General features: G+C 39.0%; 10 protein-coding genes. 1 reads left to right on the top strand and 9 read right to left on the bottom strand.

The annotated features are described in order from the left end of the window. Positions 1-442 precede the first annotated feature (442 nt). From B3I52_RS14355 to B3I52_RS14340, 4 genes are all read right to left on the bottom strand, one after another. A complete protein-coding gene (locus B3I52_RS14355; RefSeq protein ID WP_293302471.1) occupies positions 443-1,330 on the bottom strand; it encodes a DUF1735 domain-containing protein in 888 nt (295 codons plus the stop codon). A gap of 12 nt (positions 1,331-1,342) precedes the next feature. Further along, positions 1,343-2,896, bottom strand: coding sequence for a SusD/RagB family nutrient-binding outer membrane lipoprotein (locus B3I52_RS14350; protein ID WP_293302469.1), 1,554 nt, complete (start codon positions 2,894-2,896; stop codon positions 1,343-1,345). An 11-nt stretch (positions 2,897-2,907) separates the two neighbouring features. Continuing rightward, positions 2,908-6,036, bottom strand: coding sequence for a SusC/RagA family TonB-linked outer membrane protein (locus B3I52_RS14345; RefSeq protein WP_293302467.1), 3,129 nt, complete (start codon positions 6,034-6,036; stop codon positions 2,908-2,910). Between the two features lie 199 nt (positions 6,037-6,235). Beyond that, a complete protein-coding gene (locus B3I52_RS14340; RefSeq protein WP_293302465.1) occupies positions 6,236-8,716 on the bottom strand; it encodes a M14 metallopeptidase family protein in 2,481 nt (826 codons plus the stop codon). Between the two features lie 167 nt (positions 8,717-8,883). Between B3I52_RS14340 and B3I52_RS14335 the strand changes: the two genes are divergently transcribed. Continuing rightward, the gene (locus B3I52_RS14335; protein WP_293302462.1) at positions 8,884-10,185 is read left to right on the top strand and encodes a UDP-N-acetylmuramoyl-tripeptide--D-alanyl-D-alanine ligase; all 1,302 of its coding nucleotides are present in this window, start codon (positions 8,884-8,886) and stop codon (positions 10,183-10,185) included. 73 nt (positions 10,186-10,258) lie between these two features. On the opposite strand, the gene B3I52_RS14330 is transcribed toward B3I52_RS14335, so the two are convergent. From B3I52_RS14330 to B3I52_RS14310, 5 genes are all read right to left on the bottom strand, one after another. Continuing rightward, positions 10,259-11,446: a thioredoxin family protein gene (locus B3I52_RS14330; RefSeq protein WP_293302460.1), complete on the bottom strand. Its 1,188-nt coding sequence runs from the start codon at positions 11,444-11,446 to the stop codon at positions 10,259-10,261. 154 nt (positions 11,447-11,600) lie between these two features. After that, positions 11,601-12,194 (bottom strand): gliding motility lipoprotein GldH, encoded by a 594-nt coding sequence (locus tag B3I52_RS14325; protein WP_293302457.1) that lies wholly within the window; start codon positions 12,192-12,194, stop codon positions 11,601-11,603. Continuing rightward, complete coding sequence (locus B3I52_RS14320) at positions 12,187-13,749, bottom strand: PSP1 domain-containing protein (RefSeq protein WP_293302455.1); 1,563 nt, start codon at positions 13,747-13,749, stop codon at positions 12,187-12,189. Before B3I52_RS14320 ends, B3I52_RS14325 begins: the two co-directional genes overlap by 8 nt. A gap of 2 nt (positions 13,750-13,751) precedes the next feature. After that, positions 13,752-14,897: an ATP-binding protein gene (locus B3I52_RS14315; RefSeq protein WP_293302453.1), complete on the bottom strand. Its 1,146-nt coding sequence runs from the start codon at positions 14,895-14,897 to the stop codon at positions 13,752-13,754. Between the two features lie 157 nt (positions 14,898-15,054). Then, positions 15,055-17,202 carry a TonB-dependent receptor gene (locus B3I52_RS14310; protein WP_293302450.1) on the bottom strand — a complete coding sequence of 716 codons (2,148 nt, stop codon included), beginning with the start codon at positions 17,200-17,202 and terminating at the stop codon, positions 15,055-15,057. Positions 17,203-17,219: the final 17 nt, after the last annotated feature.

The raw sequence follows: 17,219 nt of genomic DNA, 5'->3' as shown, positions 1-17,219 counted from the left end.
CAAGGTTTTGTTCCAAATTTGTACGGGTGTTAACATTAGACAGTACCTCCATCTTCTCCTCCGCTAACTGTTTCTCGAGCTCATTTATACGTTGTTTTTGCGGGTCTTTCATGGGCCTGCCCGAGCTGTCTTTTTTTGGGATAGTACAATTTACTATACTTCTAGCATCATTCCAAGACAAGGCTGTTACCCCATATTTAATTGAATCTTGTCCTTGTTCAAAAGCCCGGTTGATCTTAACCCTAACTTCTGTATTTTCATAACCTTGACTTTTTATTGGTCAACTTTTTTCAGAGCGGAACAAAAACGATTAAACCTAAATTTAAACGAAATGAGCCCGATATTCTATCGGGCTCATTCTAACAAATCTAATAACTAAATTTGTCTAAACTTTTGGGTCAGTCCATTTTTGGACATCTCCTTTTTAATTTTAAAACAAAAACTAAGGCAAATCACCTGTTCTTGTCCAAGTCTCTGTTACTCCGCGGCCTAGCCATGTAAAACGAATGGTAAATTTCTTATTAACAGGGTCAACCAAATCAACTCCTTCAATAGAACTTACTCTAATGCTTGGGCTAGCAAAAACGGTAATTCCGCTAATTGTACTGTTATCGCCACTAAATTGATATTGAACCCAACCACTATATGTTCGGTTTACATATGTTGATTGCAATTTATTTGGGCCAACAGTTGCAAAAGGAACATCCTCTTCCACAAAATCACCAATATTAGGATCTATTGTGCCATAATTATTGTTAATATGTACGGTATATAGACCTTGCCAAATACTTTTTAACGGCATACTATAAATTGCAGTACCAAAATTACCGCTAATGGTACCGGTTGATGCTGATGTAATTTTTAGTGCTAAAGCATTTTCTTTAGTTGCATCAAACGTATTTGGTTTTACGGTTATCTTAAATTTAGCTTCTCTTTGCCCTTTAGGTATTACTACCGATGCAGGGAAGCTATAAGAAGTTGCGGCTATTTGTGCAAGCGCAGTACCTTCTTTAGCGTTGTAGGTGGTAATAGCAGCCGCATCTGTAGCCAAGTTAACCGTAATATCACTGGGAGCTGTTTCTGCGCCCGCATATTGTACAGCAACTTCAAACTCATTAGAGGTTGATGTTGGCTCTAATGTAAACGGAATATACATTGCGTAAGGTGCTGTTGCTCCAGATTTTATAGCACTTTGGTTTTTCAATTCAATTATATTTTTAAGGGCTCCAGGAGCATCTGGCCCTATTATTGTATCGTCCTTCAAGCACGATGATAAAGACATCGTAAGAAGCACTAATACTGCGGTGTATTTATTATTAAACTTTTTCATTTTCAATCGAAATTATTTTGCCCAAAAAATTTTATCACTAAAAACATTTACTGTTGGAACATTCGCTGCATTATATTTAAACTCGTCGGAAGGATATTGTATCCTAGTAGGAAGCTTATCTAACGCTGTTGATTCTGATACTATAGAAACAAAAGTTTCTGTTTTAGATGTTCCCGTAATTTTAGGAAAACCTGTTCTTCTGTACTCATTCCAGGCTTCGTGACCAAACAACATATTAAATGCAATATATTTTTGGGTGCCAATTGCTTCTAGTTTTTCGGCATTAGATGTGGCCAAATCAAAATTTACCAGAAAACTAAGGTTATTGTTGGTTTTGTAAGTTGCAAAATCGGTAGCAGGGGATTTCCCTGCTGTTAGGGTTCCTGTATTGTCTTTATACAAGTAATTAAAAGATGCCGTAACTCCTTTCTCAAAATCTATTTTAGCATTGCCACTTGTTAATATGCCCCTTACATCAGCTTCGGCCTGTAAAAAGTAGCTTTCAGCCGCCAACATAATAGGCTGGCCTGCATCAGGACCTTTTAAAATACCAATTTTGCCATATACTGTAGCGCTTGTACCTATAAACCAAGAGCTTGGAGATAAACCACGCCCTGCGTCAGCCTCTTGATAGCCTAATTGGTTAACAGGAGTAGTTGCGCCATTTTTATAAGTAACGGCAATTCTTCCATCGTCTTTTAGCTTATTGCCATTGTAGTAAGACATGATAAATGGCGTAACAGCATATTGTGAAGCTGCACCAACCGGTGTACCAGAGTAGCTGTATGCCCAACTGTTCCACATGCGATTTTGTTTACCGTCCAATTTTGCATAAACAGGTTGCACTATGGCATCGTCAGTTATAAAGCCCACACCAGCATCAAATGAAGTATTTGCAAAAGTAACTTTTCCTTGCCCTTTAACCATAAGTTTAAGCTTTAAGGTTTGAGCAAAAGCAGCCCATTTACTAGCACTACCAGCATACAAAGGATCATTTTTCACAAACAGGGCTGAAGCTAAAGTAACTCCTTTAAAAGCACTTACTGCTTCATCTAGCAAAACAGCTATATTTTTATAAATGTCCGCAGCCTTATCGTACTTTGGTTGCAAGTGTTTATCTCCCTGGTTTGCTTCGCTGTAAGGCACATCGTTATAAGTATCAACCAAAAGCATAAAGTTGTATGCCTTTAACACTTTGGCTGCAGCCTCAAACTCTGCAAACGCGGCATTGCCTTTACTGTTATCCAATACGTACTGTACATCTTGCAATACATCAAAAGTGTTGCTCCACAACGTGGCAAAATTATCTGTTTGCCATCTGTAAGAGATAATACCTCCCCAGCCGCTAACACCACCACTATTTGAGAAATAACCAACTTGCTGTGCACCCATACTGTTATATGAAGGTATATTGTTGGCTGTTGATACAATAGCCGTAGGCAATACTAAATCTACAGTTGCGGCAGTTGCCGTATTTGGGTTTGTATTGATATCTAGAGACTTTTTACATGAAAAAGCAGACATCGCTATGAATAACCCACATATATATTTAAAATTTCTTTTCATCACTTTTTCTATTATAAGTTTAACGTTAATGTAGCACCATAATATCTTGATGGAGGAGTTTGATTAAGACTAGTTAAACCAATAGCATTACCTCCAGATAGGCCATTTCCTTCGCTATACTCAGGGTCGGTGTAAACATTTGTTTTTGGCAAGAAAATAAATAGGTTTCTTCCTTGTACGCTAATCCTAGCACCTTTAATTGCTCTTGTTTTTGTAAATACCGAAGCAGGTATTTTATAAGAAAGGCTCAGCTCGCGAATTTTCCAAAAAGCACCAGAAGTGATGTAGTTTTCATCAATACCTGTTCTTGGGCCAGCAATAGTCCAATAGCCTGGACCACCGTCTCTAACAGTGATGTTCGTGTTAGGCACGTATTTATTGGTTACAGGATCAAGATACGATGAGTTAGGGATAACAAAGCGGTCGCGATTATAAATTCCAGTATTATAACCAGCACCGCTAAAATCAAACGTACCACCACCACGGTTATACAACACATAGCCACCGCGATACTCTCCAGAACCGTACAAAGAGAAGTTTTTATAGTTTACGGTCATATTTACACCCAAAATATGGGCTGCATTAGCTTGGCCAATAACACTTATACCGGTAGTTGCCGATGGATAACCAGTAATTCTATCCACAATTATTCTGCCTTGATCATCGCGAACGTGTGTTTTACCTTGTATTACGGGAAACTGTTGGCCTGCAACAGCGTAAGAACCTACTGTACCACCGTATGCGCCTAACGTCAGTTGAGATAAATCTGAACTGATGTAATCAACTGTATTGTCATAGTGGGCATAATTAGCACCCACAGATATTTCCCAATTATTGGTTTTATATGGAATAGCAGATAGATTTGCTTCTATACCTCTTGAGCTAGTTTGTCCTGTATTGGTTAACAAAGAGGTGTAACCTGTAGAGCTTGCTACACCAGTAGAAACTGTTTGATCTTTTGTTTTGGTATTGTAATAGGTAAAGCCTGCGCTTACTCTACTTTTAAGCAAACTAAAATCAGCCCCTAATTCCCATTGAGTGGTCATTTCTGGTCTTAAACCAGCTGATACCATTCGGCCACCAACAGAAAGGCCACCTTGGCCATTGTAAGGATAACCCGCCGCTTGCGAAAACGTAGGCAATAAGCTATAAGCGGCAATGTTTACCTGACCCACTTTAGACCATCCGCCTCTTAACTTTAAGAAATCTAATTGTTTTACATTTCCTAAGAAATCAATCGCTTCGTTAGCTACAAATGATAAAGTTGCACTTGGATAAAAGAATGACCTGTTCTCTGGCGCCAATACCGAAACCCAATCATTACGCCCAGTAAGGGTTAAAAATAAGTAATCTTTATAGCCAATATCTAATTTCCCCGACAAACCATAAGAACGGGTTAAGGCATTAGATTCACTAGCCGTTGGCGGGTTTAAACTATTGCTAAGGTTAAACAAGCCTGCTGTTACCAAACCACTTACCGAAGCCGATTCTGATTTGGCTTGGTATTGACTAAGCTGACCCAATATGGTTAGATCAAGTTTTAAATCATCATTTACCTTTTTTTGTGCATGGGCAATAAAATCACTCACAATATTGGTGGTATAGCTAAAGTCGTCTCTTACACCTCCCAAAATATTTTGTTTTTTATACTCGGTAGAACCTGCCTGACCCGCAAAGAACGAGTCAAATATAAAGATATCTGAGTATGCTTTTGCCGAAGTGTTCCTGGCTGTTAAACCAACACGACCAGTAAAATCTAACCATTCTAAAGGTTTGTACTTTAATTCTGTACTTCCCACAAAATAGTCGTTTCTTGTTTTCTCCCTATAATTATCAGCTCTAAAGTACGGATTATTATGGTAGGCGTTAAAATATCCATTAGGGCTGGCAATTATATTATTTTTCCAATCTTTATATTGTGTTATCGGAGCATGGCCCGGCGCATTTAACAAATCATCGAAAATGCTGGATGTTTGAGTAGTAAGATCATACCTGTTTTGGATGTAGCTTAAGCTATAACCAAAATTAATTTTCTCTGATACTTTTTTTGTCCCCCCTATTCTTGCCGTAGCACGGTTGTATTCATCCCCTGGGGTTGTTCCTGTAGCCTGCATATATTGTGCAGAAGCATATATACCGCCTTTGTCATCGCCTGATGTTACCGAGAAATCGGTTACATTAGTATATCCTGTTTCCCAGAAATCATATTTCGCGTTACTCCATGAGTAAGGCACTCTTTGAAAAGTTCCATCAGGAAGAACACGGCCTAAATTAACGATAGAACCATCAAATTTTGGACCGTACTGTTGATTTTCATAAGAAAGATATACTTGCACATCATTATCTGAACCAGAACCAAATTCTTTTTGCAATTTAGGAAAGAATGCTACCTCTTCAAAAGTACTTGTGTTGGCTACTTTAATATCAAAACCACCACCTCTTTTACCTTTTTTGGTAACAATAATTAAGGCTCCGTTTGATGCTGCCGAACCATAAAGCGCCGCGGCACTACTTCCGTTTAGCACAGTAAGATCTTCTATGTCATCTGGATTTAAATTCCCTAAAATTGAGTTTGGGACAATTACGTTGTCCACCACAATTAAGGCCTCGTTATTACCCGTTAACGAACGCATACCTCTTAAAACCACACGATAGTTAGGGTTTACACCACTACCAACCGATTGGATATTTAAACCAGCCACTTTACCTGTAAGACCAGATAAAACGTTGGTTGGCTTCGCTTTGGTTATGGCATCGTTTGACAAGGTGGTTTGGTTGGCTCCGAGTTCTTTTTTACGCACGGTTAAACCTGCACCCGAAACCACAATTTCGTTAAGCACCTTTGTGTCTTGCGCTAATACTACGTTTATAGTACCAGACGACCCAATGTTCGTGCTTTGCGAAAGATATCCCAAAGAACTGAATTCTAAATTGGTGGCAGATGCCGGAACTGACAAGGAGTATCTACCATTGGCTCCAGTTGACGCCCCAATGTTAGTACCCCTAACTTTTACACTTACCCCTGGCAATGGAAGACCATCTTCTTTCGAAGTAACCGTTCCAGTGATTGTCCTATTTTGCGCCATGGCAGCAGTAGCCACAAATAGCAAAATGAACAAACTTTGTAGAAGTTTTTTCATAAATTTTTAAAAATTTAGGTTAGTTAATAATTAATTAAGTGCTAAATATAAAGAGTTAAAAAATGTAACACAAATTTTATTTAACATTTCTTAACAATTATTATTCCCCAAACACTGTGTTTTTAGAAATAATATAACCTCCAGCATACGTTTCTTCACGATTATATTCTATATAGATTGACCCTAGACCTTTCTTCTGTTAAAAAAACACCCCATTCACCATCATCTGTTTACCGCTTTCCCAAAACATCCGAAATAATATACCTGTTGATATATAAACCACCGAGCCTTTTCCAATTTCTTGAACGCCGTAAAGCATCCCTGAAGAAATTCTAGTTTTGACTTTGCCTCCTGCCACTCCTGCCATATAGCTATCGGGCTTTAACAAACCAACGCTAAAACTATTCGCTAAAGGTTCGTAGATGTTGGCATCTGTTTTTAACGTATAGTAGTATTTACCAATGCCGTAGGTTAATGGATGGGTTTGGTCTAGATATACCTTATAGATAGCCCCGGGAATAGCATTACTAAAATCATCATGGTTTCTATTGGCGTATTGCAACGTATTTACCTTTACAACATCGCTTTTAGGCTCTTCTTTTCGTTTAACTTGGTAGGGTTTCTTGCCTACAAATGCAGCAATGGCGTCTTCTAGCAATATTAACTTACCGCCAGCATTAAGCCAAGGCACTAATTGTTCGGCCAGTTTATCTGCATAATAACCATCTGGAACAATTAGCGTATTCACCTTATTTACATCTAAGTTAGCTGCAGCAGATACATTTAATATGGATAATGGGTGGTTCAGTTCTTGTTCAAAGAAATGCCAAACTTCTCCCAACGACTGCGAAGAGACTTCCTGACCCGCCAATACCGCTACTTTTGGCGGCGTTAACAACCTGTAGCTCGAAGAGCCAAAATCTTTCCCTTTTTCTACATAGCCCGAACTTAACACTTTAAAATTCGCCATATTATCGTTGAGCAACTTTTCTATCAAAGCTTGAAAATGGTGGTTTTTCTTTTCGTTTTCTGCTCGGTACACCAACAATGTGCCTGGTTTATACGTTAAGCCGCCTATGGTAAAACCTTGTTCGGCCATGCGCACCTTAATGTTTTGTTGTTGCAGGGCCATTAACAGTTTAGCGTCTGCTATACCTCCCCATGGCAATACCCAAGCATAGGGCTTGGCAATAACGGGTAAATTTTTCTGCCGTTCTTCTACAAAAGGGAAAGATCCGTTTAAGCTTTCCTTAACCGCATAAGCATTTAAACCGTAGGCATAAGGCAAAGCCCAAGCGGTAATATCATAGGTATTAGAATCTGTAATGGCGGTGTGCGGTTCAAAAAGAATATTGGCCAATACACCGTGTTTTTGGGCAATATTAATTACCATATCGTTCCGTTCTACCTTAAAAGGTTCTACTTTTTGGGTTTCGTAATTATAGCCATGTATAGTCCGGTCCGTTTTTTCTACGCCAAAGGCAAAAGAGATTTTATTCTTCGACAGCAAATCTGCCAATTTCCTTAACCTAGAAATATTTTGTGCTTTTATTACATAACTTTTATAGGTAGTGGTAGGCTGTAAACTCTGTTCAAAGAACTTCCTAAATTCAACCAATAGTTTTTCGGCATGTGCCGATGCCGTTTCTAAGGTAGCCATTGAGGTGGTAAAATGGTGTGCTATACGATCTTTCAGCGTAAGCGTATCGCCATCGGCAGTAACTACTGCCAAGCCAGCTCTTATTCCGCCCTGCTCATAGGTCATCCCAATAGCACCATTATATAAAGGATAGGTATCGCCATAAGATGGATAAAGTAAATCGAAGCGTTCTTTCGTGAAATATTGCCACCCATTTTCGTCAAAGTACTTTGCATTGTTTTTTCCTACAATTACTTGAAATTCTTTTTGCCAAGAGGTAACAGCTTGATGTATCGGCTCTGCTGCGGGCGCAAAATAATAAGGTTCATTGTAGCCTTGCTCATGAAAATCGACATGGATTTGTGGCAACCATTGATGGTATTGCTTTAACCTTTGTTCGCTTTCAATTTGTGTTTGCCAAGCCCAATCGCGGTTTAAATCGAAATAGTAATGATTTGTTCTGCCACCCGGCCAAGGCTCAAAATGTTCTCTGGCTAAAGGATCGGGATTAGGAACCGTACCAGCAACACTGTTGAAATAGTTTACATAACGCTCTCGCCCATCTGGGTTTAAGCAGGGATCAATAATCACAACGGTATTTTTTAACCATGCTTTAACTCGTTCGTCTTTTGCTGCTGCTAAAGTATAAAGCACTTTCATTGCGGTTTCGGTAGAATTGGCTTCGTTACCGTGTACATTATAACTTAACCACACAATTACTGGCTGTTTGGCAAGCTTTACTGTTTTATCGTTATTAGAAATAGCTATATTGTTGGTTCTGATCTGTTCTAATCGCTCCATATTTGAAGGATCAGAAACGATAGCAAACAGCAATTCCCTTCCTCCATAGGTTTTGCCATAAGATTGCAGCTTTACATTACTGCTTTTGGCAACTACATCTTTAAAATAATCTACTGCTTTCTGATGAACAGAGAAATGCGTACCCAATTCGTATCCCAAAAAGGCATCTGGCCTTTGTATTTGCACAAACAGGCTTGTACAAAAAAGTGATAGCCATAATAAAAGTGAAGCTTTCCTCATATCTATTTTCAAAATAAGCCACAGCTACACAAATACATCATCAAGTTAGCTCGATTAATAAATAATTATCTGTACATCTGTGGCTAATACTCAATAATACTAAAAGAATATTTGATTTCGATGAAGCATTTGTAATTTTACAACACATTATTATATCATTTGGCACCATGGCTAACATCGAAGAACTTTACCAGCACTACTTAAAACACCCTGTTATTTGCACAGATACCCGTTCTATTACCGAAGGCTGTTTGTTTTTTGCCCTAAAAGGAGAAAATTTCGATGCCAACCAGTTTGCAGCCAAAGCAATTGCAGCCGGCGCCACTTATGCTGTAATTGATAATGCAGCTTATGCCAAAGGCGATGGTTTTATACTGGTAGATGATGTTTTACGCAGCCTACAGGAACTTGCAAAACACCACCGAAAACAATTAAACATCCCAATAATTGGCTTAACTGGCAGTAACGGAAAAACCACCACCAAAGAGTTGATAAGGGCTGTACTAGCAGAGCATTTTAAGGTTTTTGCAACCAAAGGGAACCTTAACAACCATATTGGCGTGCCTCTTTCTATTTTAAGCATTACTAAAGAGATGGAAGTAGCGGTAATTGAAATGGGCGCTAACCACCAAAAAGAAATTGCGTTTTTATGTACCATTGCACAGCCAACGCATGGCCTCATTAGCAATGTAGGCATGGCGCATTTGGAGGGTTTTGGCGGCTTCGAAGGCGTTAAGAAAGGCAAAGCAGAACTTTATGCCTACCTCAGCGAGAACAATGGTTATGCTTTTGTAAACGCCGCCAACAAAGATTTAACTGAAATGGTGGGCAATGCCAAAGTTAAAAACGTTGTGCGCTATAATATTGCAGAAGAAGGTACAGTGCATGGGGTATTAAAACATAGCGACCCCTTAATTGAGTTTGAGTGGAGTTTTGATGATAAAAGCTACGAAGCCAAAGCCAATTTAACCGGAACTTATAATTTTGAAAACATTTTAGCGGCCATTAGTATTGGTTGCTTTTTTAGATTAAGCGCAACAGAAATTAACAAGGGGCTGGCAGAGTATTTTCCTACCAACAACCGTTCGCAGTTAACCAAAACTGAGAAAAACACTGTGATTTGCGATTTTTACAATGCCAACCCAAGCAGTATGGCAGCAGCAATTACCAATTTAAACAGCCTTACTTCCACTAACAAAATCGCCATTTTGGGCGATATGTTTGAGCTAGGCGAAGAGTCGGCAATTCAGCATCATCACATTATTAAACTAGCGCTTAAAAATGAGATTGGAACACTAATTTTTGTGGGGCATCATTTTTACAATGCTAAAGGCGGTTTTAAAGCAAATTTCTTTGCTACACCAGCCGAAGCCGCAGCGTTTATTCAAGCGCAAAACTGGCGAGAATCGCTTATTTTATTAAAAGGCAGTAGAGGGATGGCATTAGAGCAGTTGTTGCCGTTACTATAACCCTTCTCTGCCGCCAGAATCTCTCCCCTAAAAAGGAGAGAAAAGAAAATAGGATTGTCAATAAACAATTAATTTAATTCTCCATATTTTGCAAAGCAAGTTTTAAGTCTTTCTTTACATCTTCTGGCGTAGTTGCATTTGCAAGCATCGCATTAGCGGCGGTTTTAAACTTATCGGTCTGTTTGGTTTTGATGTAGATAATTGCTTTTACAAACTCTTTTAGATACGTTAAACTAGCTTCTTTGGCAGGTACAGCTACTGCTTCAAATTTTTCTAAATAGCTATCTAACTTGCCCTCTTCGTATAAGGTGGGGCCAAAGCCCATCATTGCGTTGCACAGCTGTTGGTAACCCACCTTAGCAGGGTTGCTCACAATCTCGTTAAATGCAGCCAAAGCGGGCTCCATTTCTTTGTTCTCTAAGAAATATTGGGTCTTAAAGTAGTTGTAAACAAAAAATGAGCGCTCTGGCACGTATTTATCTAAAATCTTTTTTACGGCTTCAAAGTCTATCTCTTCGGTTACCTGTACCTCTTCAGAAAGTGCAAACTGAATGGCCAGGCTTACTAAGCGTTCTTCAAAATCATCTTGGGTGTATTTGCCCTCTCTTAATATTTTGCTTTTATTGGTAGAGAAATAGTTAAGATCCTTTTCTTTAGGCAATACAAAGGCATAATTCATGATCAAATCAATCAAATCAGAATCGCCTAAAATATCTGCTTTTGCAGTCAAGAAATCTTTACTTAGGTAACCAAAATCTTCGTCTTGTAGGGCTACTGCCTGTTTTGCAAACTTTAAAAATTGCGCATTACTTAACTTTAAGGCATTCTTTTTTAAAGTATAATATTGTGTTTCAGGATTTTTAGCTGCTTTAGCCAAGGCCAAAAATTCATCAGCGGGCAAAAACCCCACTCCTTTATGCAGCATAACACCTTCTGGGTTGATAAAAACCAAATTAGGATAAGCCGTTACATAATAACGATCTGCCAACATTGTGCCTTCACCCTTTTCCATGTCGTACTTTACATTGATGAAGTTAGCATTATAGAAGTTGGCTACCGCATCATTGGTATAAGTTTCGGCATCCATTTGTTTGCATGGGCCACACCAAGTGGCATAGGCGTCTAAAAAAATAATTTTATTCTCTTTTTTCGCTTGTTCGAGTACCGAAGTCCAAGTAGGGTTTTCTAGAAACTTGATTTCGGCAGCGTTAACCCAAAATGTTACCAATAGCAGACAGGCCGCAAACAATATTTTTCTCATATCACCAGTTTTCAATTCACAATTTACAGTTTTCGATTGGCAATTGCAACGTTAAAACTTTACAACTTCTAAGTAAGTTGACCACAAAGGCACAAATAACACCGAATTTTTAATGATGCGGTGATGTATCAGGTCTAAAATCGTTTTTCGTAAATCATTTCACCTCAATACCAACATCACTTATACCTAACAGCGGATTATCTCTCATATTTTGTTCAATCTCAATATGATACTTTCCTGTGTCGGCAAAGCGATGATTTTTAAGTAGCGGAAACGAATAAGTATATAAATCACCCGAACCCTTACCTAACCAAGTGCCATCTTCTTTGGCTAATTTGAACTGATAGCGAGTTTTTTTTCTAGTCTTTGCATCCTTCAAAGTTGCCAATACAAACAGATTTGAATACCTGTATTCTGTGTTGATACGCAACTTAAAATTAACCTGATAAGGCTTGGTTACATCTTTAATTTCGAACTCAGCTTTTGCAACATTAGCGTATAACCATTGGTTATCTTCTATGCTTTGGTTGGTATCTACTACGGTATTGAAATTGCAGGAAGAGAAAGTGAATAGAAGGCAGAAAAAGGTAACAACTTGCAATTTAGAGAAGAGGCTAGTTAAAAATCCTCCCCCTACCCGCTCCAAAGGGGGACAAGCATGCTGCATAGCCCTTCTAACTTGTAAAGCTTTGCTTTTTTTGCTCCTTGCTCCTTGCTCCTTGTTCCTTGTTCCTTGCTTCTTATTCATTTGGCTTTGGTCCTTGGTCTTTATTTTTTTCTCCTTGTTGCCTATTCCTATTGCGGTTTTTATTTCTATTCCTGTTGTTACGCCTTTGCTCTGGATTTCCCCCCTCGCCTTGAGCTTGAGGAGCCTCTCCCTTCGGCGCAGGTTGATTGTTCTCTTTCGCCTTAGCTTCTACAGGTTTTTGTTGTAGTCGTTGGTTTTGTTGCGGTCTATTTTCTTGCTTAGGTTGATTTCTCTGATTTTGCTCTTGTTGAGGTCTATCTTGAGATTTCTGCTGTTGCGGCTTATTCTGGTTTTGCTGTTTGTCTCTATTTTTCGAGCCAGCTTGTCCATTTCTATTACCGCCATTCTCTTTATCGGTACCCTGATTAGATTGAGGTCTATTTCTATCCCGGTCTCTATCACGCTCTCTATCGTTCCTATTGTTATTACGGTTACGATTATTTCTATTGCGATTTTTATCGTCTAAACGCGTTAAGCTATCCTGACCAACCACATTCTCGTAATCGTGAACCTTCTCAACCACAGTACTAGTTTTCAATTCAACAGCTTCATCTTTCAAGTTGCTTGGTTTTTCGCCACGTTTATTCATTGCCATGATCTCTTTTACACGGTCAACTTTTAACGGAATCCAATCTTCCTGATTAGCATAACTGAACCACATCAGTTTTTTAAAGATGTCTGTTTTTTGATGACGAGCAACACCGATCTCGGTTTGCAAGGCATCAATACGGTCTGGAATATCCTTTAAAGCATCCAGATAGGTATCTAACTCGTAGTTTAGGCAGCATTTAAGCTTACCGCATTGCCCCGCCAATTTTAGGGTATTTAATGATAAGTTTTGGTAGCGAGCGGCAGCCGTAGAAACCGTTTTAAAGTTAGTTAGCCAAGTAGAACAACACAATTCGCGGCCACAAGAGCCAATACCACCCAAACGACCAGCTTCTTGGCGCATCCCAATTTGGCGCATTTCGATACGGATACGAAAAGATTCGGCCATTTTCTTAATCAATTCCCTAAAATCTACCCTGCCCTCTGCCGTATAAAAAAATGTAGCTTTTGTTCTATCGCCCTGGTAATCTACGTCGCTAATTTTCATGGAAAGCTTTAAATCTAAGGCCAGCGTACGGGCCTTATGCATGGTTTCCCATTCTAAGCCTTTGGCAATTTTCCATTTTTCTACATCGGCTTCGGTAGCTTTTCTGTAAACCTTGCGGGTAACTTGATCGATAGGTGTTTTTCTACGCTTAAGTTGTGTACGCACCAGTTCGCCAGTGAGCGAAACGTGGCCAATATCATAACCCCCAGTAGCACCTTCAACGGCAATAAGTTCGCCAATCTCCAAGTAAATGTCATCGCTATTTACAAAGAACTCTTTTCTTGAGCCTTTAAATTTAACTTCTATTATTGGAAAAGATCTATAATTTGATGGCATATCTAAATTAGACAGCCAATCGTGTACTTCCATTTTCTGACAACCTCCAGTAAGGCAAGCGCCATTACTTTTGCAGCCAGCAGGGGCACAACCGCCTCCTGTAGAGCAACTTCCACATCCCATAATTACGTGTATATATATTGAGTCCCTTTCGGGAGCGTTTTAAACTTTATTATTTTTACCAGTTGTAAAGATACATCTAAAAACAGAATTTTCGGATTCGCATTACGTTCGATATGATAATGTGCCTTTTCTAACTCGTTAATTAAAGCCTCTACCATGGCCATATTTAATACGCCCGACAGTTTTTTTGCGACTTCAAAATGCTGTGGCGGCAGTTTCACCAAGCTTTCGGCACTGCTAAGGATTAAGCCGCACTCTCTTAAAAAATTAATGCCGTATTTGATAAAGTTTTTTTGATTTTCTCTGCCCCAGCTGGCAGCGGTTTCGGTAAAAGCCATCATATCTGGTACGCGATTGCCATAAGCCATGCGCAGCCACTCGGCAAAATAACCTGCGTTGTTGTTTACCTCGTCGGCCAATAATGCATTGGCTTCTATCAAATTGCCATCGGCCAAAAAACTGTATTCTTCTGCCTGATGTTCGGATAAATTGGCTTTAACGATCAAATACTGCTTTACTACTTCATCTGCCAATTTGGGAATTTTAACAATTTGTGTCCGCGACAAAATAGTGGTTAATATTTGTTCTTGATTTTGCGCCACTAAGATGAAAAGTGTATTTGCCGGCGGTTCTTCTATAATTTTAAGCAGGGCGTTTCCTTCTCTGTCTAAATACTCGGGCAGCCACATAATCAGCACCTTGGTATCGGCCTCGAAAGCTTTGTAACTTAATTTTTTAATGATGTCATGCGCTTCGGCAATGTTAATGTTTGCTTGTTTATTGTCGGCACTTAATTTAGAACGCCAGATATCCAAATCAAAATAAGGATTTTCTGATACCATGCTACGCCATTCTTCCAATACATCGGTAGCTATCTTTATATCTTTTGATGCAAAGAATGGGTAAGAGAAATGTAAATCGGGATGTATTAAACGTTCGTATTTGCGACAAGAAGCGCATTGGCCACAACTATCTTGAGCTGTTTTTTGTTGGCAGTTAATGTATTGGGCATAAGCAATAGCCAAAGGCAAGGCGCCACTTCCGGCGGGCGAAAGAAACAATTGGGCATGACTTACCCTATTTTCGGCCACGGTTTGTACCAGATGCTGCTTTATGGTTTCCTGCCCAATAATATCTTTAAACTGCATGGTGCAAAATAGTAAATTTTTAATTAGCTGGTAAGCCGATATGATAATTAGTTGGCTAGTAATACCCTCTACAATTCCATTATGTCAGTTTAATTATTCTATTTTTACGGAATAACGGATAGCAACAAAGGCTGCCAAAAATGCCGCCTTTGTTATGTTATCTATTATAATCTTGCCCATCGAGGTTTACCAAAAGACTTAACAAAACACTCCTTTTTGCCGTAGGCAAGACAGGTATTCGTTGAACTCCGCTAAAAGCATATCGATACCCGTAAACTTGCTTGAAACCCAGTATATTGTTTACATTCAAACTAATTGATGACCAAGTTTTACCCCAACGAGGAATATGCGAAATTGAAGCGCTCAAGTTATGGAAATCCTTAACCTTATCGCCCATTAGCGCAGCATTGTTGGGATTGAAATAAGTTCTACCGTGGTTATAAGCGTAGTTAACTGCAAATATCCAAGTAAGTTTGTTAGAGAATTTTTGAAAATTTGCATTAAGCGTATGTTTTGGTGCAAATGTTGGTGTAGCAAACATGGCGTAGTCTATAAAGTTACGCTTGGTGTTTACCCAAGAATAAGAAACGAAATATTCTGCGTAACGGACACTTTCTTTATCCTTAAAAAATAGTTCAAATCCGTTCGCAAATCCGCTTCCCGTAGCCTTTACGCTTTGAATATCTAAAGGTGGTCCGTAAGCTTGAAATCCAGAAAAGAACGGCGTTGTAATTTTGGTTAAATCGCTATATTTTTTGTGATACGCAGCCAATTTCACCAATCTTCGCTTCAATGGAAATTCATAATCTATAGCATATTGTATGTTTTTCTCAAAATTTAGTTGATTGCTAACAGCTAAAAAACTATCATCCGGTTTTTGTAAATACTGCCCGTAGCTAGCTGTAAACTTATGATCTTTTGTAGGGTTGTAAATTGCGGCTATCCGAGGCGAAGCATTCACTTTGTCCATATAGCGGCTATATTCGGTGCGAAAACCTAAATTTAGACTCAACTGTGGCAACAAATTAGCATCAAGCTCTGTAAATGCAGCGCTCAACAAATCGGTATAGCCCCTTTCTTTGTTATTGATTCCCTCCTTACGTTCATTGTAAAAGTATTCGGCTCCCATACGCAAAGGGATGGCTCCTAAAATACTTGCGGTAAACATTAACTTTTGCTGCAAAAGATCGTCGTTTTGAAAATATGGGCTGTTGCCAAAATCACCTTGCTCTGTAGTTTTGTTATAAGCTGTACCGAAGTATATTTTCCAGTAGTGGCTCAATTGACCCTGATAGTTGGTATTGATATAAAGGTTTTTATTTCGGTTTTTAAGTAAATCGGAAGTAGAAGTGTTGGGATTAATGATATCAAATGACAACTCAGTATCACTATAATCGACAAAGGCTTTAAACGTGCCTTTTTTGAGTTTGTGCTTATAGTTTAAACTGGTTTGGTATTGTTTTGGGTCATCTTTCCAAAGCGTGTTTTGCTTGACTAATTGATGATATGGAGAGAAATTATAATAATTTGCTCCAATAGTAAGTGAGCTATTTTTAAATCGCTCTGTTCTAGCAACACCCAATCCTAAATTAATGATTGCAAATTCAGTAGAACTGGCTGGAGGGAGATCTCTCGTATCCATAGTTAAAACCGAGGAAAGTGCTTGACCATACATAGCGCTGTATCCACTAGTTGTAAAGTTCGTTTTATCGAATAAAAATGCGGAAAACCTACTTCTGTTAGCTAAATCAGGCAGTTTGCTACCAAATGCGTTCTTCACCACCATCCCGTCGAAGACAATTAGTGTCTCATTTGCGTGCCCCCCACGTACGAAAAAACCTGTTTCATTGGCAATTGGTGCTGCCCCAGGAAATACTTGCATCGCAGCAGTAACATCGGCCGCCGCACCAGGTGCTATGGCAGTAGTTATCATTCCGTGGCTAAGTTCTTGGTTGGGTGGGTTGAAAGCTTTTCTAGTTTGGATCTGTACCGTATTAAGTTGTTGATTTACATCTTTAAGAATAATTAAACTATAAACAGTTTTTGCTATTAATTTAACCACAACGCTATCTGTTTTATAGCCCAACAAGGATGCTACTACCGTCACGTCACCTGTTTTTAAAGTACTGAAAACGAAATTTCCTAAGCTATCCGTAACACTACCAACCGTATCTGTGGCTAATTTAACACTAGCGCCAGCAATAGGTTTATACGTGCTGTTCCGCACCTGACCTTTTACAACAATTTGTGCCTTTGCTACAGCTAAAGATGATAATACAAAGGCTAAAAATATGATTTTCTTCATCAAATTAAACTTAAAAA

It is taken from the genome of Pedobacter sp. UBA4863 (assembly GCF_002399615.1).
Lineage (GTDB): Bacteria > Bacteroidota > Bacteroidia > Sphingobacteriales > Sphingobacteriaceae > Pedobacter.
This window is presented reverse-complemented; position numbering and strand designations above follow the sequence as displayed.

Excerpts from the sequence above, each read along its gene's own strand:
- B3I52_RS14340 (WP_293302465.1), bottom strand. The coding sequence starts at position 8,716 with ATGAGGAAAGCTTCACTTTTATTATGGCTATCACTTTTTTGTACAAGC.
- B3I52_RS14345 (WP_293302467.1), bottom strand. The coding sequence starts at position 6,036 with ATGAAAAAACTTCTACAAAGTTTGTTCATTTTGCTATTTGTGGCTACT.
- B3I52_RS14355 (WP_293302471.1), bottom strand. The coding sequence starts at position 1,330 with ATGAAAAAGTTTAATAATAAATACACCGCAGTATTAGTGCTTCTTACG.
- B3I52_RS14325 (WP_293302457.1), bottom strand. The coding sequence starts at position 12,194 with ATGAATAAGAAGCAAGGAACAAGGAACAAGGAGCAAGGAGCAAGGAGC.
- B3I52_RS14350 (WP_293302469.1), bottom strand. The coding sequence starts at position 2,896 with ATGAAAAGAAATTTTAAATATATATGTGGGTTATTCATAGCGATGTCT.
- B3I52_RS14315 (WP_293302453.1), bottom strand. The coding sequence starts at position 14,897 with ATGCAGTTTAAAGATATTATTGGGCAGGAAACCATAAAGCAGCATCTG.
- B3I52_RS14310 (WP_293302450.1), bottom strand. The coding sequence starts at position 17,202 with ATGAAGAAAATCATATTTTTAGCCTTTGTATTATCATCTTTAGCTGTA.
- B3I52_RS14330 (WP_293302460.1), bottom strand. The coding sequence starts at position 11,446 with ATGAGAAAAATATTGTTTGCGGCCTGTCTGCTATTGGTAACATTTTGG.
- B3I52_RS14320 (WP_293302455.1), bottom strand. The coding sequence starts at position 13,749 with ATGGGATGTGGAAGTTGCTCTACAGGAGGCGGTTGTGCCCCTGCTGGC.
- B3I52_RS14335 (WP_293302462.1), top strand. The coding sequence starts at position 8,884 with ATGGCTAACATCGAAGAACTTTACCAGCACTACTTAAAACACCCTGTT.